The organism is Roseateles sp. L2-2 (assembly GCF_050613215.1).
In the GTDB taxonomy this organism is placed as follows: domain Bacteria; phylum Pseudomonadota; class Gammaproteobacteria; order Burkholderiales; family Burkholderiaceae_C; genus Roseateles; species Roseateles noduli.
The window spans coordinates 343,892-365,013 of the sequence record NZ_CP192509.1; the positions used below are offsets into that span (position 1 = coordinate 343,892).

At 69.5% G+C, this 21,122-nt stretch carries 17 protein-coding genes; 9 read left to right on the top strand and 8 right to left on the bottom strand.

Annotated elements, in window-relative coordinates:
• Positions 1-94: 94 nt before the first annotated feature.
• On the top strand, positions 95-1,222 hold the full coding sequence (locus tag ACQZ13_RS01640) for a DUF2332 domain-containing protein (RefSeq protein ID WP_431049554.1): 1,128 nt from the start codon (positions 95-97) through the stop codon (positions 1,220-1,222).
• On the opposite strand, the gene ACQZ13_RS01645 is transcribed toward ACQZ13_RS01640, so the two are convergent.
• Positions 1,214-1,759 carry a BON domain-containing protein gene (locus ACQZ13_RS01645; protein ID WP_431049556.1) on the bottom strand — a complete coding sequence of 182 codons (546 nt, stop codon included), beginning with the start codon at positions 1,757-1,759 and terminating at the stop codon, positions 1,214-1,216. The genes ACQZ13_RS01640 and ACQZ13_RS01645 overlap by 9 nt on opposite strands.
• A 112-nt stretch (positions 1,760-1,871) precedes the next feature.
• On the opposite strand from ACQZ13_RS01645, the gene ACQZ13_RS01650 reads away from it, so the two are divergent.
• From ACQZ13_RS01650 to ACQZ13_RS01680, 7 genes are all read left to right on the top strand, one after another.
• Positions 1,872-3,185 (top strand): glutamate carboxypeptidase, encoded by a 1,314-nt coding sequence (locus ACQZ13_RS01650; protein WP_431049557.1) that lies wholly within the window; start codon positions 1,872-1,874, stop codon positions 3,183-3,185.
• 145 nt (positions 3,186-3,330) lie between these two features.
• A complete protein-coding gene (locus ACQZ13_RS01655) occupies positions 3,331-4,524 on the top strand; it encodes an aromatic amino acid transaminase (protein ID WP_431049558.1) in 1,194 nt (397 codons plus the stop codon).
• A 274-nt stretch (positions 4,525-4,798) separates the two neighbouring features.
• The gene (locus ACQZ13_RS01660) at positions 4,799-6,100 is read left to right on the top strand and encodes a D-amino acid dehydrogenase (protein WP_431049560.1); all 1,302 of its coding nucleotides are present in this window, start codon (positions 4,799-4,801) and stop codon (positions 6,098-6,100) included.
• A gap of 9 nt (positions 6,101-6,109) precedes the next feature.
• Positions 6,110-7,384, top strand: coding sequence for a serine hydrolase (locus ACQZ13_RS01665; RefSeq protein ID WP_431049561.1), 1,275 nt, complete (start codon positions 6,110-6,112; stop codon positions 7,382-7,384).
• 3 nt (positions 7,385-7,387) lie between these two features.
• Complete coding sequence (locus ACQZ13_RS01670; RefSeq protein WP_431049562.1) at positions 7,388-8,296, top strand: S66 peptidase family protein; 909 nt, start codon at positions 7,388-7,390, stop codon at positions 8,294-8,296.
• Positions 8,297-8,392: 96 nt separating this feature from the next.
• Positions 8,393-8,797, top strand: coding sequence for a type II toxin-antitoxin system RelE/ParE family toxin (locus ACQZ13_RS01675; protein ID WP_431049563.1), 405 nt, complete (start codon positions 8,393-8,395; stop codon positions 8,795-8,797).
• Positions 8,769-9,116, top strand: coding sequence for a helix-turn-helix domain-containing protein (locus ACQZ13_RS01680; RefSeq protein ID WP_431049564.1), 348 nt, complete (start codon positions 8,769-8,771; stop codon positions 9,114-9,116). Before ACQZ13_RS01675 ends, ACQZ13_RS01680 begins: the two co-directional genes overlap by 29 nt.
• 71 nt (positions 9,117-9,187) lie before the next feature.
• On the opposite strand, the gene ACQZ13_RS01685 is transcribed toward ACQZ13_RS01680, so the two are convergent.
• On the bottom strand, positions 9,188-12,049 hold the full coding sequence (locus ACQZ13_RS01685) for a TonB-dependent receptor domain-containing protein (protein ID WP_431049565.1): 2,862 nt from the start codon (positions 12,047-12,049) through the stop codon (positions 9,188-9,190).
• A gap of 237 nt (positions 12,050-12,286) precedes the next feature.
• On the opposite strand from ACQZ13_RS01685, the gene dacB reads away from it, so the two are divergent.
• The gene (gene dacB, locus ACQZ13_RS01690) at positions 12,287-13,732 is read left to right on the top strand and encodes a D-alanyl-D-alanine carboxypeptidase/D-alanyl-D-alanine endopeptidase (RefSeq protein WP_431049566.1); all 1,446 of its coding nucleotides are present in this window, start codon (positions 12,287-12,289) and stop codon (positions 13,730-13,732) included.
• A 34-nt stretch (positions 13,733-13,766) separates the two neighbouring features.
• On the opposite strand, the gene ACQZ13_RS01695 is transcribed toward dacB, so the two are convergent.
• The 6 genes from ACQZ13_RS01695 to ACQZ13_RS01720 all read right to left on the bottom strand — a co-directional run bounded on the left by ACQZ13_RS01695 (position 13,767) and on the right by ACQZ13_RS01720 (position 21,073).
• The gene (locus ACQZ13_RS01695) at positions 13,767-14,279 is read right to left on the bottom strand and encodes a hypothetical protein (RefSeq protein ID WP_431049567.1); all 513 of its coding nucleotides are present in this window, start codon (positions 14,277-14,279) and stop codon (positions 13,767-13,769) included.
• Between the two features lie 150 nt (positions 14,280-14,429).
• On the bottom strand, positions 14,430-16,610 hold the full coding sequence (locus ACQZ13_RS01700) for a DUF3857 domain-containing transglutaminase family protein (RefSeq protein ID WP_431049568.1): 2,181 nt from the start codon (positions 16,608-16,610) through the stop codon (positions 14,430-14,432).
• A gap of 158 nt (positions 16,611-16,768) precedes the next feature.
• Entirely contained in the window at positions 16,769-17,845 is a 1,077-nt protein-coding gene (locus ACQZ13_RS01705) for a S66 peptidase family protein (RefSeq protein ID WP_431049569.1), read from the bottom strand.
• Positions 17,846-17,923: 78 nt separating this feature from the next.
• Positions 17,924-18,565 carry a M15 family metallopeptidase gene (locus ACQZ13_RS01710; protein WP_431049570.1) on the bottom strand — a complete coding sequence of 214 codons (642 nt, stop codon included), beginning with the start codon at positions 18,563-18,565 and terminating at the stop codon, positions 17,924-17,926.
• Between the two features lie 52 nt (positions 18,566-18,617).
• Positions 18,618-19,517, bottom strand: a complete 900-nt coding sequence (locus tag ACQZ13_RS01715; protein ID WP_067279572.1) for a LysR family transcriptional regulator — start codon at positions 19,515-19,517, stop codon at positions 18,618-18,620.
• A gap of 2 nt (positions 19,518-19,519) precedes the next feature.
• On the bottom strand, positions 19,520-21,073 hold the full coding sequence (locus ACQZ13_RS01720; RefSeq protein WP_431049571.1) for an ABC transporter substrate-binding protein: 1,554 nt from the start codon (positions 21,071-21,073) through the stop codon (positions 19,520-19,522).
• Between the last annotated feature and the right edge of the window lie 49 nt (positions 21,074-21,122).

Genomic DNA, 21,122 nt, shown 5'->3' on the forward strand with positions numbered 1-21,122 from the left:
GAGGGCGGTCGCGGTGCGAGCGGCACGATGGGCGTCGGGAATTTGTCGGATACCCGACATTCTGGCGGCACCGGCGGTCCTAGAGTCGACGGTCATGGAAGACGCATTGGGGCGACTCGCCCACCACTTCGCCCGGTTCGCCGAGACCGACGGCCGCGACGATCCGCTGTATGCGGCGTTCGCGACGATCATCGGCGCCGATCCGGCGCTCATGGCGCTGCTGCTCGACGCTCCGGCAACGCAACGCAAGCCGGTGCTGCTGCTGGCCGCGCTGCACGATCGGATCCTGGCCGGCGAGCCGCATCCGCTCGCCGCGTACTACGCCAGCGTCGGCGGCACGCGAGCGCCGGACGGCGACCTGGCGGCGCTGCTGAGGGACTTCATCCGCCGCGAGGACGCCGCACTGCGCGCGCTGATCCGCACGCGCACCACGCAGACCAACGAGACAGGGCGCTGCGCCGTGCTCCGACCCGTCCTGCAGGCGCTCGCCACGCGACTCGGAGGCACCGAGGACCAACCGGTCGAGCTGGCCCTGTTCGAGTTCGGCTGCAGCGCCGGCCTGCTTCTGGGTGTCGATCGCCATGCCTACGACGACGGGGTCGAGACGACGCCCGGTGAGCGTCCCGACGCGCCGTTGATCGCCACCACCTGGCGCGGCGAGCGCCCCGCCGCGCTGCTCGGTGCGCCGCGCTGGCGGGCGAGCCGGCGCATGGGCGTCGACCTGCAACCGATCGATCCGGCCGACGAGGCCGCCGCCCGCTGGCTGCGCGCCTGCCTCTGGCCCGGAGACGCCGCGCGGCGGGAGCGCCTGGACCGGGCGTTGGCCGACGCCCGTCGACACCCGGTGCCGCTGCTGCGCACCGAGGACGGCCTGGCGGCGCTTGAGCGCTGGATGGACGAACTGCCCGCCGGCGTCACGCCCGTGATCTTCAACGTCTGGGTGCTGGCCTACTTCGACGCCGCGTCGTTCAAGACGCATGTCGAGCGCATCGGCCGGATGGTGCGCGAGCGCGGGCTCGCCTGGATCAGCGGCGAGGTCGGCAAGCTGGCGCCGATGGCCTCGCCGCCGGGCTGCCCGGTTGGCGAATCGCCCGGCAGCGGCACGCTGTGGACCTTGCAATGGCGCGATGGTGGCAAGGTCCGCACCGACCCGCTGGCCTGGTCGCATCCGCACGGACGGTGGATCGAGTGGCTGGACGCCGGCCGTGCCCGCTCAGCGTGAGGCCGCCGACGCCGGACTTGCCGACGTGCCGGGGACGAGCTTCAACTCGTTGACGACAGACTCCACGTCGTCGATCTGCTTCACCAACGCCTCGAGTGCCGACGCCTCCTCGGCGCTGCGCACGCAGCCTTGCAGCCAGATCCAGCGCCGCTGGCCGAGCGCCCAGACGCTGGTCGTCGCATCGAACCGGCCGTCGGCGGCGACGGCTTTCTGCACGCGCGGCATGATCTCCTTGTCGTAGAGATAGGCGTTGGGCAGCCGGCAGCGGCCGCTCTGGAAGCAGCTGGTGCCGCGCTCGATGCGGCCATGCGCCTGTGCCCTGGCTTCGGCCTCGCTCATCAGCGGTCCAGACGGGGCCGGACACTCGGACGGCGGGATCGCCGAGCTCAGCTGCACGAAGGGATCATCGAAGACGTTGCGGCGCGCTTCCTCGGCGACGGCAGCCGCGGGCAACACTGCGGGCACCACCGCGTGCAGGATCAGCGCGATCCGTGCGCAGACGCACAGACGATGGGCGATTGGCGGCGGTCGTCGCATGGCCGGGAGCTTGCCCCATCGCTTTCGAGCCTTCAAGCGGGCCGCCTTGATGGCTAGGATGGCCCGTCGCCCCCCACAAGAACGCCTGGAGACTCCGAAGATGACCGCCCCGATGTCTGCCTCCTCCTCCTTCTCCCGACTGCGCCGCGCGGCGCTGGCCCTGGCCGCGATGACCGCCCTCGGCGCGCAGGCGCAGACGGTGCCCGAGCTCCACGCGCTCGCCGCCAAGGAGCAGCCCGCGCTGATGAAGACACTGCAGCAGCTGGTCGAGATCGAGTCCGGCAGCTCCGACCGACAGGGCCTGGACCGCATCGCCGGCGTCATCGCGCAGCGGCTGCGCGAGCTCGGCGGCCAGGTCCAGCTGATCGATCCGGACAAGACCATCGCCTCGCCGACCTCGGACGCGGGCGACGGCCCGGCCAAGGTCGGCCAGATCGTGCAGGCCTCGTTCAAGGGCGGCAACGCCAACGGCAAGCGCCTGATGCTGATCGCCCACATGGACACCGTCTACCAGCGCGGCGGCCTGAAGCAGCAGCCCTTCCGCATCGACGGCAATCACGCCTACGGCCTGGGCATCGCCGACGACAAGCAGGGCGTCGCCACCATCCTGCATGCGCTGGCCATGCTGAAGTCGGTCGGCTTCAAGGACTACGCCGAGATCACCGTGCTCATCAACGGGGACGAGGAGATCGGCTCCCCAGGCTCGAACCCGCTGATCACCAAGCTCGGCGGCGAGCACGACGCCGTGCTGTCCTTCGAAGGCGGCGGCGGACCGACCTCGCCGGACACCATCCGCCTGGCCACCAGCGGCATCGCCTCCGTCGACCTCAAGGTCAAGGGACGTTCGTCCCATGCGGGCGCGGCGCCGGAGAAGGGCATCAATGCACTGACCGAGCTGTCGCACCAGATCCTGCAGACGCGGGACCTGTCGGATCCGAAGCGCGGCCTGCACCTGAACTGGACGATGTCCAAGGCGGGCTCGGTCCGCAACGCCATCCCCGAGCGCGCCGAGGCCCAGGGGGATGCGCGCGCGGACCGCTTCTCCGACTTCGACGCCCTGGAGACCGAGCTGCGCAAGCGCATCCAGAACAAGCTGGTCCCGGACGCGGAGGTGACCCTGAGCTTCAACCGCGGCCGCCCGCCGCTGGCGGCGACCGACGCGTCGCGCGCGCTGGCCGCGAAGGTCAAGGCCCTGGCCGACGAGCAGAAGCTGGAACTGGTCGTGCGCGACCGCCCGACCGGCGGCGGCACCGACGCCGCCTATGCGTCGCTCGCGACCAAGGCGCCGGTGATCGAGGGTCTGGGCGTGCGCGGCTTCGGCGCGCACAGCAGCGACAGCGAATACGTCGTCGTCGACGCGATCGCGCCCAAGCTGGTGCTCGTCACGCGCGTGGTGATGGCCATCGGCAGCGGCAAGGCGCTCTGATCATGTGATCCTGTCGAGCAGGTGATGCGGATCCCGCATCGTCATCGGGCCTGTACCGGTGCCTGTTCGCCGGGGCTGTTCCGGTGCGGGCGGGCGCGGCTGGGGATAATGGCGCGAGCCGTTTGTCCAACGTGGAGTTCCCAGCATGTTCCAGCACGTCGACGCCTATGCGGGCGATCCCATCCTCAGCCTGAACGAGGCCTTCCAGAAGGATCCGCGCACGCAGAAGATCAACCTGTCCATCGGCATCTATTTCGATGACGACGGTCGCATCCCGATGCTGGACTCCGTGCGCCGGGCCGAGCTGGCCGTGGTGGAACAGGCCGGCGCGCGGCCCTACCTGCCGATGGAGGGCGCGGCCAACTTCCGCACCGAGGTGCAGAAGCTGCTCTTCGGCGCGGACAGCGAGGCGCTGCAGAGCAAGCGCGTCGCGACGATCCAGGGGGTGGGCTCGTCCGGCGGGCTGAAGGTCGGCGCGGACTTCATCAAGCGCTACTTCCCCGACAGCGCGATCTACCTGAGCGACCCGACCTGGGACAACCACCGCGCGGTCTTCGAGGGCTCGTACATCGAGTGCCGCAGCTACCCGTACTACGACGCCCAGACCGGCGGCCTGCGTTTCGACGCCATGCTGCAGGCGCTGTCCGAAGCGCCGGCGCGCAGCGTCGTGCTGCTGCACGCGTGCTGCCACAACCCGACCGGCGTGGACCTGTCGCAGTCGCAGTGGGACGCGCTGATCCCGGTGCTGAAGGAGCGCGAGCTGATCGCCTTCCTGGACCTGGCCTACCAGGGCTACGGCGACGGGCTGGAGCAGGACACCTTCGCGATCCGTGCGCTGGCCGCGGCGAGACTCAGCTTCTTCGTCGCCAACAGCTTCTCCAAGAACATGAGCCTGTACGGCGAGCGTTGCGGCGCGCTGTCGGTCGTGTGCCCGGATGCGGCGCAGGCGGCCAACGTGCTGGGGCAGCTGAAGTTCACGATCCGTCGCAACTACTCGAACCCGCCGATGCACGGCGGCCAGGTCGTGGCCAAGGTCCTGGGCGACCCGGCGCTGCGCGCGCTGTGGGAAGGCGAGGTCGAGGAAATGCGCGAGCGCATCCTGGCGATGCGCAACGCGTTGTTCGAGGTGGTGTCGGCCAAGGTGCCGGGTCGCAACTTCGACTACTTCCTGAAGCAGCGCGGCATGTTCAGCTACACCGGCCTGACGCCGGAGCAGGTGGATCGCCTGCGCGAGGAGTTCGGGGTCTACATCCTGCGTTCCGGCCGCATGTGCATCGCGGGCCTGAACACGCGCAACGTCGAAGCCACGGCGAACGCCATGGCGGCGGTCTTGGCCTGAAGCACCGGCGGCAGCCCCGCTCACACGGACTCCCTCTCCCGCTTGCGGGAGAGGGCAGGGGTGAGGGCCAGCAGCCTCCCGCATGAACTGACCGGCGGTGCCGGATGAGCGCCGAACGCCTCGCCTGCGCGGGGATTTCGTTGACTGCCTCCTCCGCTGGCCCTCACCCCTGCCCTCTCCCGCAAGCGGGAGAGGGAGCAAGAAGGTGGCGGGCACTCCCCTTGCGCGCATTCAACAAGGTTATGGGTAGCGGCACCGCTTTCATTGGCTGAGGGTGTCGCGAATCCGTAACCTCCCGGACCATTCAAGAATGAATTCGTCCGGGATGAAGCAGCTAGTCGTGATCGGTGGGGGCGTTGTTGGCGTCACCACCGCCTGGGCCCTGGCGGAGGCGGGGCATCGGGTGACGCTCGTGGAGCGTGAGGCCGCGCTTGCCAGTGGTGCCAGCCGTGCGAACGGTGGGCAGCTCAGCTACCGCTATGTGTCGCCGCTGGCGGATGCGGGCGTGCCGTTGAAGGCGCTGCGTTGGCTGCTCGATCCGGATGGGCCCTTGCGTTTCAAGCCGGATGGCACGACGGCGCAGTGGCGCTGGCTGGCGTCGTTCCTGGCGCATTGCCGCGGGCCGGTGAACCAGCGCACGACCGAGCGTCTGCTTGAGCTGGGCGCGTTCAGCCAGCAGTGTTTCGGAGCACTGCAGCGGCATGCCGCGCTGGACGCCATCGCGTTGCGCACGCCGGGCAAGCTGGTTGTGTATCGCAAGGCGGAGGAATTCGCCCGCGTCGCCGCGCGCACGGCTGCGGGCGGGCCGGAACGGGCGCTGACGCGCGACGAGTGCCTCGCGATCGAACCGTCGCTGGGCGACGGCGGCGCGCAGTGGCTGGCGGGCGGCATCTTCACGTCCGGCGAGGCGGTGGCCGACTGCCACGCGCTCAGCGTTCAACTGGGCGAGCGGCTCGCGCGCCATCCCAATTTCCGAGGCCGGGTGAAGGCCAACGCCACCGGCTTCGTCGTCGAAGGCGACCGCGTCGTCGCGCTGAGGACCGACCAGGGCGATCTGGTCGCGGACGGCATCGTGCTGGCCGCCGGCCTGCAGAGCGCGGCGTTGGCCGAACTCGTCGACCTGCGCCTGCCGCTGTACCCGTTGAAGGGCTACAGCCTGTCCGCGCCGATCAACGGCGTGCACCGCCCGCCGACGGTCAGCGTGACGGACTTCGAGCGCAAGACCCTCTACGCCCGCATCGGCGACCAGCTCCGTGTCGCGGCGATGGTGGACCTGGTCGGCGACGACACGAGCATCGATCCGAAGCGTCTGGCCGCGCTGCAGCGCAACGTGCGCGAGACTTTCCCGAAGGCGGCCGACTACGACCGCGCCGTGCCCTGGGCCGGCCTGCGTCCGGCGACGCCCAGCGGCGCGCCCATGCTCGGCGAGACGCCGCTGCGCGGACTGTGGCTGAATGTCGGCCATGGCGCCCTTGGATTCACCTTCTCGTTCGGCTCGGCCCGCATCGTGGCCGACCTCGTCTCCGGCAAGCCCAGCCCGATCGCGCTGGACGGGCTGCAACTCCGCGCCGCCTGAGGCCCAGCGATGACGGCGGCCGCCAAGCCCGTCGCGCTGGAAGCGGCCTCGCTCGCCGAGGCGCTGCGGACCGCGGTGCTCGCGCAGGACTTCGGCGCCACCCGCGATCCGCAGGACGAGGGCCGGCCGATCCGGCATTTCCCGAGCATCGATCTCGCCGTCGTCGCGTTCCCGGAGAAGGGTGCGCCGGTCGCGGCCAACGTGCTGTTCTCGCGTGAGCATCCCGAGGGTCTCGTCGCCGACATCGCGGCGGATGCAGGCCCTGTGCGCAACATCCGCTACCTGGCCGATCAACGCGATGCCGAGGGCAACTCGATCGCGTGGCGGCCGACGTCGGACTGGTCCGCGATGGACTGGACGCCGCTGGCCGGCGAGGCGAGCAAGGCGGACGAGGCGGGCAAAGGCGGTGGCCGCGTGGTGGCGCCGTACCCGGCGTCGCTGCTGAAGCTGATGCTGCTGGCGGGCGTGGGTCGGCTGGTCGATCAAGGACGGGCCGGCTGGTGGCAGCCGCTGACTTACGCCGGACGTGAACGCGCGGTGTCCGACTGGGCCTACGACATGGTCACGTGGAGCAGCAACGAGGCGACCTCGGCGCTGGTGACGCTGATGCATGCCGCCGGTGCGATCCGTCGCGACGGTGGGCGCGAAGTGCGCAACGAGCTGCACACGCTGTTCGCCTCGCTCGGGCTGACGACGCTGCGCTTCGCCAACACGACGGCGGAGGGCGGCTGGGGCAACGGATCGGGATCGGGCGTCGGCCAGATCCAGATGACCGCGTGGGACACGGTGCGGCTGCTGTGGTGGCTGGACCCGGTGGCCCCGCGTGCGCCGTGGCTGCGCGACGATGCGCCGCGGCTGTCGCCCGAGAGCCGCAACCAGGCGATGCATGCCTTGCAGGATCAGGCGCTGCATCAGGTGCTGTCGAGCGGCGCGCTCGGCGGCGTGCCCGGCTGGGTGCCGGGGTTGCCGGCGCGCCTGCCGGGGCGCTGGCTCATGCCGGACGGCGGGCTGCATGCGGGCGAGGTGTCCCTGCCCGGCGACCTGCGCCGTTTCGCGACCGGCGGCGAAGTCTGGTTCGCGCACAAGACCGGCAACACGGAGAACTACACGTCCGATGCGGGCATCGTGCGCGGCATCCTGCCCCGACGCCGGCATTACCTCATCGCGCTGCTGAGCAACCTCGGCTCGCGCTATGCGCCGCACCCCGACTGTTCCACGACCTGGCGCATCCCGGCACTCGGCGCCGCAATCGACGCGCGGATGGCAGCGTGGCTGGAGTCCTGATCCATGGCTGACGACACCTTCCTGCTGCCTCCGCTGCCCGAGCGCGCCTGCCTCGGCGTGATCGCGCCCGCCGGCCCGCCGAGGGACGGCACGCTCGAGCTCGTGGTGCCGCTGATCGAGCGGCTGGGCTTTCGCGCGAAGCTGTTCCCGGGCTGCCACGGACCGGCGTTCCTCGGTCACCTCGCGGCGGACGATGGCCGTCGCCTCGCCGATCTGCACGAGGCGCTGGAGGATCCTCAAGTCGATGCGGTGATCGGCCTGCGCGGCGGCTACGGCTGCCTGCGTCTGCTCGACCGCATCGACCGCGCGCTGCTGCGCCGATCGAGCAAGCCGCTGATCGGCTACAGCGACCTGACGGCGCTGCATGCGCTGCGCCAACAGCTCGGCATGGCGGGGTGGCATGCACCGATGCCGGCTTCGGACTGGCACAAGAGCGATGCCGGCTGGGCCGATGCCGTCGCGCTGGCCGAGCGACTGCGTCGCGGCTTGCGCATGGGTGACTCACTCGGAGCGGCGCTCGCGCCGCATCCGCTGAATCGCGGCTCGACACCGGTGCGCGGCGTGCTGAGCGGCGGCAACCTGGCGGTGCTCGTCGCGCTGATGGGCACACCGTTCATGCCGGACCTGCGCGGCGCGGTCCTCTTCCTCGAGGACATCGGCGAGGACCCCTACAAGATCGATCGCCTGCTGTGCCAGCTGCGCCTGGGCGGCGCGCTCGACGACATCGCCGGCGTGCTGCTCGGCAGTTTCACCGACGCCGACTCGCCCTACGAGGTGCTCGCCGACTACTTCGGCGATCTCGGCATCCCCGTCCTCGCCGGCTGGCCGAGCGGCCACACGACGCCCAACGTCCCGCTGCCGATCGGCGTCGCGGTAACCTTGGATCCGGGCGAGAGAACGCTCAGGGCCTGAGCGCTGCGCCTCCCCCAACGGGGGGCCGCCTTCAGGACGAATCAGTCCTGGGCATGACCTGTCACTCAGCCCTCTCGCAACAGTGCGAAGAGGTCGATGTGGCGAATGTCGTCTATCTGGTCGAAGGCTTTCAACGGTGGATGCGCAAACAGGACCTGCGCAGACGCGGACCTGTGTCGCGCCGTGGCGGAAATGGAACGCGGGCTGATCGATGCAAATCTCGGTAGTGGACTCATCAAGAAACGGATCGCACGATCCGGGGCCGGAAAACGCGATGGGTATCGCGTGATCGTGGCCCATCGACAAGACGCTCCGTGGTTCTTCATCGAGGGTTACGCGAAGAACGTTCTCGCCAACATCGAAGCTTGGAGGCTCGACAGCTGCAAGCAAACGAACGCTCTCCTGAAGGAGATGGGCGCCGATCAATTGGCGAATGCCGTCGAATCAGGATTCTTGAAGGAGGTGATCTGTGATGCGCAAGCGCAAGTGCGAATCGATTGACCGAATGGTGAAAACTGGACGAGCCATGCACGCTCGCGGGTGGGTGAGCGACGAACGAATGACACGTCTGGCATGGTGCGGCATGCCGCCCCCTGCGCCGCTGACGCCGGAGGAAGTCCGAGCCATCCGGGAGGCGGAGGATCTGAGCATCTACACCTTCGCCAACATGCTCAACACAACGGCACGCCTGCTGCGACGGTATGAGCAGGGAATCACTCGCCCCACCGGGCCCGTCCTGCGCCTGTTGCACGCGATACGGGAACAGGGCATGGGGCGAGTGTTCCCACTGACTCCGCACGTTCTGGGCGACAAGGCGTAAAAAAACCCGCCGGTCTCCCGGCGGGCTTGGTGTCTGCGGGCCCGCCGCGCGAAGCGGCAGGCGGTGCCTGGTCAGAAGAACTTGTAGTCCAGACCCAGCGTGAACGAGCGTCCGCGCGGGTCGGCCACACGCGGCTCCCACGAGCTGCCCGACCCGGTGTTCGTGTCGTAGCTGTTCGCGAACGGCGGGTCCTGGTCGAAGATGTTCTTCACACCCACGGTGACCGTCAGGTTCTTGATGCCGCTGTAGGCCACGCTGGCGTGGTGCAGGTAGTACGGCTTGACCCACGGATCGAAGGCAGGTGCCGACGCGTTGCCGTTGGCCACGCCCGGCGGGACATAGCCGTAGTAGCCCGTGCTGTACTGCTGGCGCAGCGACCAGGCCCAATCGCCATACGTGTAGGTGATGTAGGCGCTGTGCTTCCAGCGGATGCCCAGCTCGCTCGACCGCGTGAACTGGCCGATCTCGCTCGGGCCGAAGGCCACGTTGTCCAGCAGCTTGGACCGCTTCTTCAGCAGGTAGGTGCCGTCCAGGCCCGCGCTCAGGCGGCCGCCGTTCATCGGCGTGCTGCCGCGCATCGACAGCTCCAGCCCGCGCGTCTGCGTCTCGCCGGTGTTCACCCAACGGGTGTCCACCGTCTGCAGCACGCCGTTGGCGTCGCGGAAGAAGGCCTGCGGGAACAGCTGGTAGTTGTTCAGGATCTGCGTCAGCGTCAGGCTCTGGATCTGGCCGTCACGACGGATGTCCCACAGGTCGACCGAGGCGCTGAAGTCCTTCACCGGCTGCCACACGAAGCCGATGTTGGACATCTTCGACTCTTCCGGCTTCAGGTCGGGACGACCGCCGAAGAGGGTGCTGAAGGTGACCGCCTGGCAGCCCGGCGCATTGCTGACCACGTTGGTCGGGCAGGTCGCCGGATCCGGCACGCCGGCGCCGGTGTACGGCGATTCGGTCACACCGTTGAACAGCTGGTTGAAGGTCGGCACGCGGAAGCCGGTGCTGTACGAGGCGCGGAACACCAGGCTGTCGATAGGCGCGTAGCGGATCGAGGCCTTGGGGTTGGTCGTGCTGCCGAAGCCGGTGTACTTGTCGTAGCGCACCGAGAGGTTCAGGTCCAGGTTCTTGACGATCGGGATGATGGTCTCGCCGAAGATCGCGCCCACCTTGCGCTTCACGCCGCTCAGCGCGTTCACGTTGTCGAACGGCGCGTTGAAGATCCAGGTGTTGATGTCGTTGGTGTTGACCGTCTGGTTGCCGTCGAAGCGGTACTTCTCGATCCGGTAGTCCACGCCCACCGCGCCCATCACGTCGCCGGCCGGCAGCTTGAACAGCGGGCCGGACGCGGTCGCGTCGTACTCGTCGGTCGTGTACTTGCCGCCGTAGAGCTTGGTGCCTTCGGCCGAGATCGCGTCCAGCGCCGCCAGCGCGGCCGGTGTCTGCGACTGGCCGGCCAGCAGGAAGGGATTGAGCACGCCCGTGTTGATCAGGTTGGCCAGGCCGACCCAGTTCTGGTAGCCGGAGCCCAGGACCGAGTTGCTCTTGCTGAAGGCCTGCGACGCGCCGACCTTGTAGTCCCAGTCCTTGAGGAAGGGCAGCGGGCCGTCCATGCTCAGCAGGTAGCGGCCGGTGTCGGTGGTGGTCTCGAACTCACGCGAGCCGCATTCCATGCAGCGCCAGCGGAAGGCCAGCGGCTTGCCGGCCTGCGAGGCCAGCGACGGGAAGGCGCCGACCAGCGCGTTCCACACGGTCTGGTAGCTGGCGCCGCTGGAGGGATAGGCCAGGCTGCGGAACGGGCTGGGCACCGCGGTGCCGTTGGGCAGGGTGATGGTCGCCGTGGCGCTGCCGCTGCTGATCTGGTTGGCCGAGAAGATCTTCTGCGACTCCGACTTGCCCAGCAGCACTTCGCCGGTCAGCGTGTGCTCGCCCAGCTTGAGCATGCCGCGCGTCACCAGGTTGGTGTTCTTCACCGGCTGCTGGATCACCGCGGCCTTGCCCGAGTCCCAGGCGCAACCGAACTGGTTGGCCGGCGACGCGGCGGCGGAGTTCCACAGCTTCTCGGCGTAAGGCGCCATGCCCGGCTGCGAGGCGCAGCCCGCGCCGCCCGGCAGGTCCAGGATGTTGGCGCTGGTCAGCGTCGCGCCGTTGTAGACCGGCGGCGTGATCGTGGGCGAGAAGAAGACCGTCGCGAACGGCGTGCCGCGCGTGTCCGGGGACAGGCCGCGTTCCGGCTGGAAGCTGTTGACGAAGTCGCGCTGCGAGCCGTCCAGGCGCTTGTTGTCCGTCATGGACAGCACGGCCATGACGTTGAAGCCGTCCTTGTCCAGGTTGCCGACGCCGCCGGTCACCGAGCCGCGGTAGATGTTGCCGCCGCCGTGCTGCGTCACGTCGGTGAAGCCGCTGACGGTCAGGCCGGTGTAGTCCTTGCGCAGGATGAAGTTGATGACGCCGCCGACGGCGTCGGTGCCGTAGGTCGACGAGGCGCCGTCCTTCAGCACCTCGACGCGCTCGATCGCGGCCATCGGGATCTGGTTCAGGTCGACGACGCCGCCGTTCAGGCCGTGCGCCGCGATGCGGCGGCCGTTCAGCAGGATCAGCGTCGCGTTGGCGCCCTGCAGGCGCAGGTTGGCGGAGGTCGCACCGTTGTTGCCCCGGGACTGGCCCGAGACCACGTCCGCGTTGGAGGCCAGGTTGTCCAGGCCGTTGCCGTTGGAGGAGAGGGTGGCGATCAGCTGCTCGGCCGACACGATGCCCTGGCGGTCCAGGTCGCGGCGCGAGATGGTCTGCACGGGCAGCGCGCCCTCGTCCTGGATGCGCTTGATGCTCGAGCCGGTGATCTCCACCCGCTCGATCTTCTGGACTTCCTGCGACCAGGCCGCCGCGTGGGCGCCCAGTCCCACCACGACGAGGCAGCGGGCGAGTTGATTCAGTTTCACGACCTTCTCCTTGTTAACCGGTCCGGCGTCCTGGGAACGCCTCCAACGACGGGGCGTCCGATGCGAGGGCGACCCTGGGGTGTTGCTGTGTTGCGAGCTGTGAACGATCTTCAAGCACGAGCGGTTTTCACCGTCATAGGAACGTCACCCATTTGTTGTTTCCGTCCCGATGAATGCTTGTCTCGCGCGTATAACCTGCGGGAATGCAGCGGGGCCGGGAATATACAGTCGCTGCTCATGCGAGCCTTCCCCGCCCTCCTGCCCACCGTTCTGGTTCTGGTCGCCGCGCTGGCCACGAGCGGCTGCGCCACCCTCGTCGATACCGCGCCGGCACCGGTCGAGACCGCGCTGCGGCAGGCCGGCGTGCCGGCCTCGTCGCTGGCGGTGGTGGCCTATCCGCTGGACGCGCCCGGTACCGGGCTGCGGCTGAACGCGGACCGGCCGATGGCGCCGGCCTCGACGATGAAGACGATCACCGCGGTCGTGGCGCTGGACCGGCTCGGTCCCAACAGTCGGGGACAGACCCAGCTGCTGGCCGCGGGCGAGGTCCGCGACGGCCGCCTTGAAGGACCGCTCGTGCTCAAGGGCGGCGGCGATGCGGACCTCGACTGGCCCGCGCTGTGGGCGATGCTGCGCGAAGTGCGCGAGCGCCACGGTGTGCGCGAACTGGCGGGCGGCATCGTCGTCGACCGCGGCCTGTTCAACCCGGCGCGACCGGACGTCGGCGCGCCGCGTTTCGACGAGCAGGCCGAGTTCCCCTACAACGTGATCCCGGACGCGCTGCACCTCAACGGCAGCCTGTTGCAGTACGACTTCTGGTCCGACGACCGCAGCCTGACGGTGCGGCCGTTCCCGCAGTTCGGCGGCCTGGCGATCGACACGAGCGCGGTCCGGCTGAACGACAAGCCCTGCAAGGACTGGGACGACGACTGGAAGCCGTCCCGCTTCGAGGCCTTGCCCGAAGGCGGCGGCCGGCTGGTGCTGGCGGGCGAGTTCCCGCGCGGGTGCCAGGTCTTGCAGTCGCTGAACGTGCTGGACCGCCAATGGGAAACGGCCCAGGCGCTGCGGCAGTTGTGGGGCTCGCTGGGCGGCACGCTGTCCGGCGACATCCGCGAGGGCACGACGCCCGAAGGCGCCCGCTTGCTGGCCCAGCACCGCGACCGCCCGCTGGCCGAGCTGCTCCGTCCGATCATGAAGGCCTCCGACAACGCGCTGGCGCGGATGCTGTTCCTGCGGCTCGGTGCGTCGGCGGCCCAGCCGGGCGAGGACACCCGCGAGGCCGCCGCGCGCGTGGTGCGCGAGTGGTTCGCCGCGCAAAAGATCGCCACGGCCGGTCTGGCGCTGGAGAACGGTTCCGGCCTGTCGCGCAGCGAGCGCGCCTCGGCCGCGCAGATGGCGGCGATGCTGCAGGCCTCGGCGCGCGGCGCGCACGGCCCGGAGCTGCTGGCCACGCTGCCGGTGGCCGGCGTCGACGGCACCCTGTCCCGACGCTTCAAGGGCACGGCCGCCGAAGGCCGCGCGCGGATGAAGACCGGCACGCTGCGCGACGTCGTGGCGCTGGCCGGTTTCGTGCCGGACTCCACCGGCAAGACCTGGATCGTCGTGGCGATCGTCAATGACGATCAGGCCTCGAAGGCGCGTCCCGCGATCGACGCGCTGGTGGACTGGGTGGCGCGGCACTGAGGGGGCGTCAACGCCGGGCGACTCGCGCGCCCGGCTAGAAGCGTCGCGACGGTGTCGGGGAGATCTTCCGGGCGAAGGTCTCCAACTGACTCAGGTATTGAACGCCGGCCTTGGGGTGGGTGCAGGTCTCCAACGCGTCGATGAGGTTGTTGAAACGATCCCGATCCGCTTGTGGCGCCTGCGCCAGATGATCGAACGCGCCTGCGTCGTAGCGCTTGAAGAACTGATTCCGATTGAGCAGGAACTCGGCGCTGGCGTTCTGCACCTCGAGGGGAGCGTTCGAGGTCGAGTTCGACAGCCATTCCGAATTGGCGGACTGGATACGCTTGAACTGTTCGATCTGTTGCTGGAAGGCGGTGAGGTCGCCTCGCTGAGCGCGTTCGCCCAGCTGCGCGGCCTGGATGTGGAGCCTGTCCCCCCAGCCGCCAAGTCCCGCCCGGAACGGCCCGCCGTAAAGAGGATGAAGCGTCGTCGATGCCCAGTGGAGCGCATCCCAGCAGCCTGACCAGTAGGCGGCCTCGCGCACCGCCATCTCGGGCGTGATCACGCAGGCAGCCCCGCCGGCGGCGCCGGGACTCCAGGCATCGCCCAGCCAGGAGTGGGACGCGGGGGAGTGGGGGATGGGAAGCATGGGAGGAACTGGTCGCAGCGGAAGGACGCATTGAGTCGAACCCGCGGGCTGGGCATCCGACACCCTTCAGGTCGATGGCGTCTCCGGCGATCGGTGCGCCGGCGCATGGGGCGAAGCGCTGTTCGCCGCCGCGTTCCGCGCCAGCGACGCGTCCAGCCGCCGGCGGCTCAGCCAGTTCGAGCCGTGGTAAGCACCGATCCACAACGCCAGCATGCCGACCAGGGCGAGGATGCCCTTGCCCAGGCTGCCTGACCCGCCGGACCGCGAGCGATCCTGCAGGTCCCACGAGAGGTCATGGCCGATCCAGTCGGCGGCCTGGTCCAGGGTCTTGGCGTGGGCCGCCAGCTGGTCGACCGGCACATGGTCGGACTTGCTGCGGAAGGTCTGCGTCAGGTGGACGCTGTGGCCTTCCATCCTGAACTCGCGCAGATAGGAGAACGCCTGCGCCTGGAAGGTCCGGACGTCGCTGTCCTTCTCCATCGGCGTCCAGGAAGCGGGCACGCGTTCTTCGACCCGCATGATCAGTTCCTCGCCCCGGCCGAAGCTCAGCGGCTGCTTGCGCAGCGCGATCTCCGGCTTGCGCAGCAGGTCCACCATCTCCGGCGACGGCAGCCCGGCCTTGGACGGCGCGCCGTGCTTGTCGCGCTCCCAGGGATCGTCGATGTCGTAGCGCTCGTGGGTGGTCACGACGTTGGCCTGTTCGTCGTCCTGCCATGCCAGCGGCGCGAGGGGCTTGATGCCTGCCAGGCGCGTGTAGTTGGCGTAGTACTTCAACGCCTTGGAGGCGTACTCCGGCAGGTTCTCCGAGAAGCTGCCGTTTCGCATGCGCTCCGCGGCCAGACCCTCGTAGCGGGTCGTGACCTCGAAACCGGCGCGATGGCCAGGGCCTTTGGCGAGGTCGAAGACCACCGCGATCCGGCGCCGGAAGATCGCCGCGTCGCCGGTCTCCATCCGGGTCAGGCCGGTCGTCTGCGGCGACAGCACCAGCGCCTGGCCGAAGTCGGCCGGAGCGATCCGATCCAGCGGCGCGCGCTGCGGCGGCTGCGTCGGGTCCAGCCAATAGGTCTTGCCGTCGACCACCGCCTGCACGATCGCGTGGTCGAAGACGCCGGCGGAAGGCAGCGCGTCGGCCAGCTTCTCGCGCATCTCGGTGTGGACGAGGGCGACGTTGGCCTGCAGGCCGAGGGCGCGCATCAGGGAGACGGTCAGCAGCGACTTGTCCTTGCAGTCGCCGAAGCGTTGCGCGAAGACGCGGTCCGGTGCGCGCGGTGCGTGCGAGCCCGTGCCCATCGAGATGGACAGGTAGCGCACCTGCTCCTGCGCCAGGCGCAACGCGGCCGCGGCGCGCTCGGCCGGCGCGGCATACGCGCCGGCGATGCGATCGACCTCCGCCCGCAGCGCCGGTGACAGCTTGGCCGGCGGCTGGTACAGCGGCGCGCCCCATCGGGCCACATCGCCCCAGTCCCGGAATTCGGTCCAGCGCACCTCGCTCCACGGGTCGAACCAGGACGGCGTGTGGTCCTCGCGTTGCACGGCGGGCACGTCGGTGGCGTCCCAGACCAGTTCCTGCTGACCGCCGCCGACGCTGCGACGCGGCTCGGGTGTGCCCGGCGAGGCACGAACCACGACGTCACGTCCGGTCGGCCACACCAGCCGGTTGTGGATGCGGGCGACAGGACTGCCGTAGTCCAGCGAGAAGCCGCCGAACTGCTTGCCTGCGTAGACCGGGTTCCAGCCGTTGACGGTGTAGGCGTACTCAAGCACGTCGCCCACACGGATGTCGTCGAGCTGCAGCAGCAGGGTCTTGCGGCCGTCGTAGATGCGCTGCTCCGCCTCGGGCTCCCGGTCCAGCGTGCGGGCGGACACGCGATCGCGCCACGGCAACCAGCGGCCGTCGCGCAGCACGCGGATCTGATGCAGCTGCAGGCGCTGGTAGGTCGGATCCCATTCGATGTCCACCTGACCTGCGTGGTCCAGCCCCTTGGTCGTGCGCACCCGCATCGCGAAGTGGCGGAAGTTCTGTCGCGTGCCATCCGGCGCGACGCGGGTCTGCGAATCCGCCAGCAGGTAGTCCATGCCCTGGACGGCGTTCTTGACCGTCCGTGTCGGGTCCGGCGCGACGGGGCTCACCCAGGCCGGCGTGTCGGCCAGCGCCGGCAGCGGCGCGGCGGAAATGTCGGCGGGCAGCAGCGCCAAGGGGGCGGCGACGGCCACGGCCATGGTCGCCGCCAGGGCGACTGCGGCCATGCGGCCGCCTGCCCGCGTCGTGCGCGGGTCTCGATCGATGATCATTGTTCGGAACTCCCTCAGCGCGCGATGCTAGCCGCTGCGGCTGTCGGAGGGGCCGGGCGGTTCCCCGGGGGCGCCAGAGATGGCGACGACCTCCCCGGTCGTCGCGGCGATCCTCAGAGCACCGCTGGCGACAACAGCCGCAGCGTGCCGGCGCGCGCGTCCATCTCGGCGGGCTGGCCCACCGGCACGGTGAACTTGCGCTTGATGTGGCCGATCATGGCGCCGCGGTAGACGGGCACGTTCAGCGGCAGGAAGTAGTCGTCGAAGACCTCGTCCAGCGTGAGCGTACCGAAGTTGCCGTCGCCCGGTCCGCACTGCGTGAACTTGCCCAGCACGACGCCGGCCAGCTGGTCGAGCGCGCCGCACAGGCGCAGCGTCGACAGCATGCGGTCGACGCGATAGATGTATTCGTTGATCTCCTCCAGGAACAGGATCGCGCCGCGCGTGTCCGGGAAGAACGGCGAGCCCGCCAGCGAGCTCAGCACCGCCAGGTTGCCGCCGACCAGCGGCCCGCGCGCGACGCCCGGGCGCAGCGTGCTGATGCGGTCTTCGCGCTGGACGAGGTGGGCGCCGCGCTCGCCCTGCGGGTTCTGCAGCAGGTCGGCCTGCGCGTCCATCGCGACGGCGCGGAAATGCTGGAGCGAGAACTCGTTCCACTCCGAGCCGGCGACCGGGCAGTGGAAGGTGATCAGTCCCGTCTGCCGGTGGATCGCATTGACCAGGCTGGTCAGGTCCGAGAAGCCGCCGAAGAACTTCGGCTTGCGGCGGATCAGCGCGTAGTTCAGCTTGTCGACGATGCGGTTGCAGCCCGAGCCGCCGGTCAGCGCGAGGATCCCCGCGACCTCGTCGTCGGCGAAGAAGTCGTTGATGTCCGCCGCGCGCTGGACGTCGGTGCCGCCGAACTGGCCGTAGCGTCCGCGTACGTTGGCGCCGAGCTTGACCTTGAAGCCGAGCGCCTCCAGCGTTTCGACGGCGATCTCGAGCGGCTCGCGCTCGTAGGTGGCGTTGGCCGGGCTGACGAGGCCGATCGTGTCGCCGGCCTTCAGCCGGCGCGCGCGCAGCGGGTCAGGGGGTGTCCCCGCGCGGGCATCGCGGGCGGGCGCGGCGGCCTGCGCCGCAGGCAATGCGCCTAGCGCGGTGACGGCGGCGGTGGCGGCACCGGTGAGGATCTGGCGACGGGAAGCGGTCATGGGATCTCCGGAGGGCAGGCGCGTGGGAGCGGCCGGGCGGCTGGACGGATCGGGCGGCGAGGCGACGGCGGGTGATCGTCAGATCACCAGCGGCAGCTCGCGGCGGACGCGCTCGCGGTCGCCGAAGTCGAAGTGCCACCACTCGGTGCTGATGGTCTGGAAGCCGGCATGGCGCATCGCCGCGCGCAGCCAGCCGCGGTGGCGGAGCTGATCGGCGGTCAGGCCGCCGGCGGCCAGCTGTTCGGCTTCGAACTCGGGGTGCGAGGCCGGCGTCATCTCGTCGAAGCCGGTGCCCATGTCGAGCTCGCGGCCGTCGGCGTCCAGCAGCGTGACATCGACCGCCATCCCGAACGAATGGATGGAGCGCCGCGCCGGATGCGCCAGGTACTTGGTCAGCGGCGTGCCTTCGAGTTCCGCCCAGAGTGCTTCCTGCACGCGTTGCGGGCGCAGGGCGTCCAGCACCACCAGCGTCACCCCGGGGCAGTGGCGGCCCAGGTAGGCCGCGGCCTCCGCGACGGCGTCCGCCGATTCGCGGCGCAGGTAGGCGCAGTCCAATCCGCCGTAGACGGCACGGCCGACGAAGTTGTCGGGCGTCGCGTAGCGCAGGTCCACCGCGATGCCGGGGATCGTCAGCAGCGAGCGGAACTCCGCGTGCGAGGCGATCTCCTCGCAGGGGATGGGCGGGGGCGGGGCGTTGGCGACGGAGGCGTCCGGAGTCATGGCGAGGCAAGGTGAAGCCGAAGGGAGCCGGATGATCAGACGCCGGAGCGCGTCACTCCAGGCTCTCGAGGTTGGCGCGGGCGGCGTCGCGCAGGTAGGTGACCAGCCGGCGCGCCGCCTGTGCCAGCGGCGCGCTGGCGGAGGTCAGCAGGTACAGCTGGATGCTCATGGCGGGCGCCAGCGGCCGGACCTTCACGCGGGTGCGGTCGGCCGAGGCGGCGGTGAAGGGGTCGACCGCGGTCATGCCGACACCGGCCTCCACCAGCGCACGGGCGAGCTGGTAGGTCTGGACGGTGATGCGGCTGTCCAGGTGGCGGCCTTCGGCCTCGCTGGCGTTGTGCAGCATGTGGCCGAGCGGATCGTCCTCGGCCATCGCGATCAGCTCGGACTGGATCTCCTCCAGCGGCAACGGACCGGTGCCTTGCGCCTCGGGGCTGTGCATCGGGCACAGCGCCATCATGGTGCCGCTGGCCAGCACCTCGGCCTTGATGCCGGGGTGGCGCGGGTCCTGCAGGCTGAGGGCGAGGTCGGCCTCGCCGAGCAGCAGCGCGGAGACGATCTCGCGCGTGTGGTTGGTGCTGAGCTGGCAGCGGCTGCGCGGGAAGGCCTGCGCCCAGTGCGTCATCGCCGCGGGGATCACCGACGCGCCCAGCGTCGGCGTCGCCATCAGGCGCAGGGATTCGGACTCGCCGCTGCGCAGGTTGGCGGCCAGGCGCCGGATCGCGACCAGGTCGCGGTTGAGCTTGTCGATCTCGACGAACAGGCGCTGCGCTTCCGGCGTCGGATAGAGCTTGCCGCGCACGCGGTCGAACAGCGGCATGCCGAGCTGCAGTTCGCAGTGCTGCAGCACCTTGGTCACGGCGGGCTGGGAGATGTGGAGCAGCTGCGCCGCGCCGCTGATCGTGCCGGCCTGCATGATCGCGTGGAAGACTTCAATGTGACGAAGACGCATGGTCACTCGCGGTAGACGTTCTCGAACATGACACCCCCGTTCGGCTGCATCTTGAAGCCGCGCAAATCCTTGCTGGTGGGGATGTACACCGTCGAGTGTGCCATCGTGATCCACGGGCGTTCCCGCTTGAAGATCTCCTGGGCCTTCTCGTAGAGGGTGATGCGCTTGCCCTGATCGGCGGTGGCGCGTGCCGCCTCGATGAGGCGCTCGAACTCCTGGTTGCAGAACTTCACGCCCGACTTGTTGGTCGCGCAGCTGAGGTTGGGCGTCAGGAAGTCGTCGGCGTCGCCGCTTTCGCCGGACCAGCCGCTCATGTAGACCGTGTGCTCGCCGGCGTTGGCGCGCTTGAGGTACTCGCCCCACTCGTAGGTGCGGATCTGCGCACGCACGCCGATGCGGGCCCAGTCCTGCTGGATGAGCTGCGCCATCAGCTGGCCGTTCGGGTTCGTCGGGCGGGTGACCGGCAGCGCCCACAGGTCCAGATCCAGTCCGTTCGGGAAGCCCGCCTGCTTGAGCAGCGCCTTGGCGCGCTCGGGGTTGTATTCGTTCTTGATCGCCCTGTTGTAGCCGGGGATCGCGGGCGGGAAGGGATTCACCGCCTGCATCGCGTCGCCGCGCGGGAACAGCGCGCGGAAGATCGCATCGCGGTCGACCGAGATGTCCAGCGCCTCGCGCACGAGGCGGTTGTCGGTCGGCGGCTTGCGCAGGTTGAAGGACAGGTAGGAGATGTTGAGCGCCTGGATCTTCTCCAGCTTGATGCGCTCGGGATGGCGGTCGATCGCGGCGACGTCGATGTCGCGCAGCGGCGAGGTGATCTGGCACTCGCCGGCGAGCAGCTTCTGCACGCGCACCGGCGCCTCGCGGCTGATGGTGAAGATCAGCTTCTGCGTCTTCTGCGGCTCGCCCCAGTAGTCGGGGTTGCTTTCCATGCGGACGACGTCGTCCTTGGCATAGCTGCGGAAGCGGTACGGGCCGGTGCCGATGGGCAGGCGGTTGATCTGCGGGGCCCTGCCCTCGCGCAGCAGCTGCTGGCCGTACTCCGCCGACTGGATGCCGGCGAAGGCCATCGCGAACCAGGTGACGAAGGTGACGTTGGGCTGGGTCAGCGTGAAGCGGACGGTGCGGTCGTCGAGCTTCTCCATCTTGGCGATCGCCTTGGCCAGGCCGAGGTTCTGCGGATAGATGAAGTTGGCGGGGAAGGCCTTGTTGAACGGGTGCTCGCGGTCGAGGAAGCGGCCGAAGGTGAAGAGCACGTCATCGGCGTTGAGCGTGCGGGTCGGCGTGAACCAGGGGCGGGTGTGGAAGCGGACGTTCTCGCGCAGCGTGAAGGTGAACTCGCGGGCGTCGGGGCTGATGGTCCAGCTCGTCGCGAGGGCCGGCTGCAGCGCGGTCCCGCCGCGCTCGAAGCGCACCAGGCCCTGGAACATCTGGTTGTTGACGTTGTTCGTGCTGGCCGAATCCCATAACCCCGGGTCGAAGCCCTCGGGGCTGGCGTCGGTGCAGTACACGAGCGGCTTGACCGCAGCGGCGCCGGCCGCATGAGCGACGGGAAGCACGGCGGACAGGAGCAGAGCCAGCGAGAGGGGAAGGACTGAGCGCATCGGG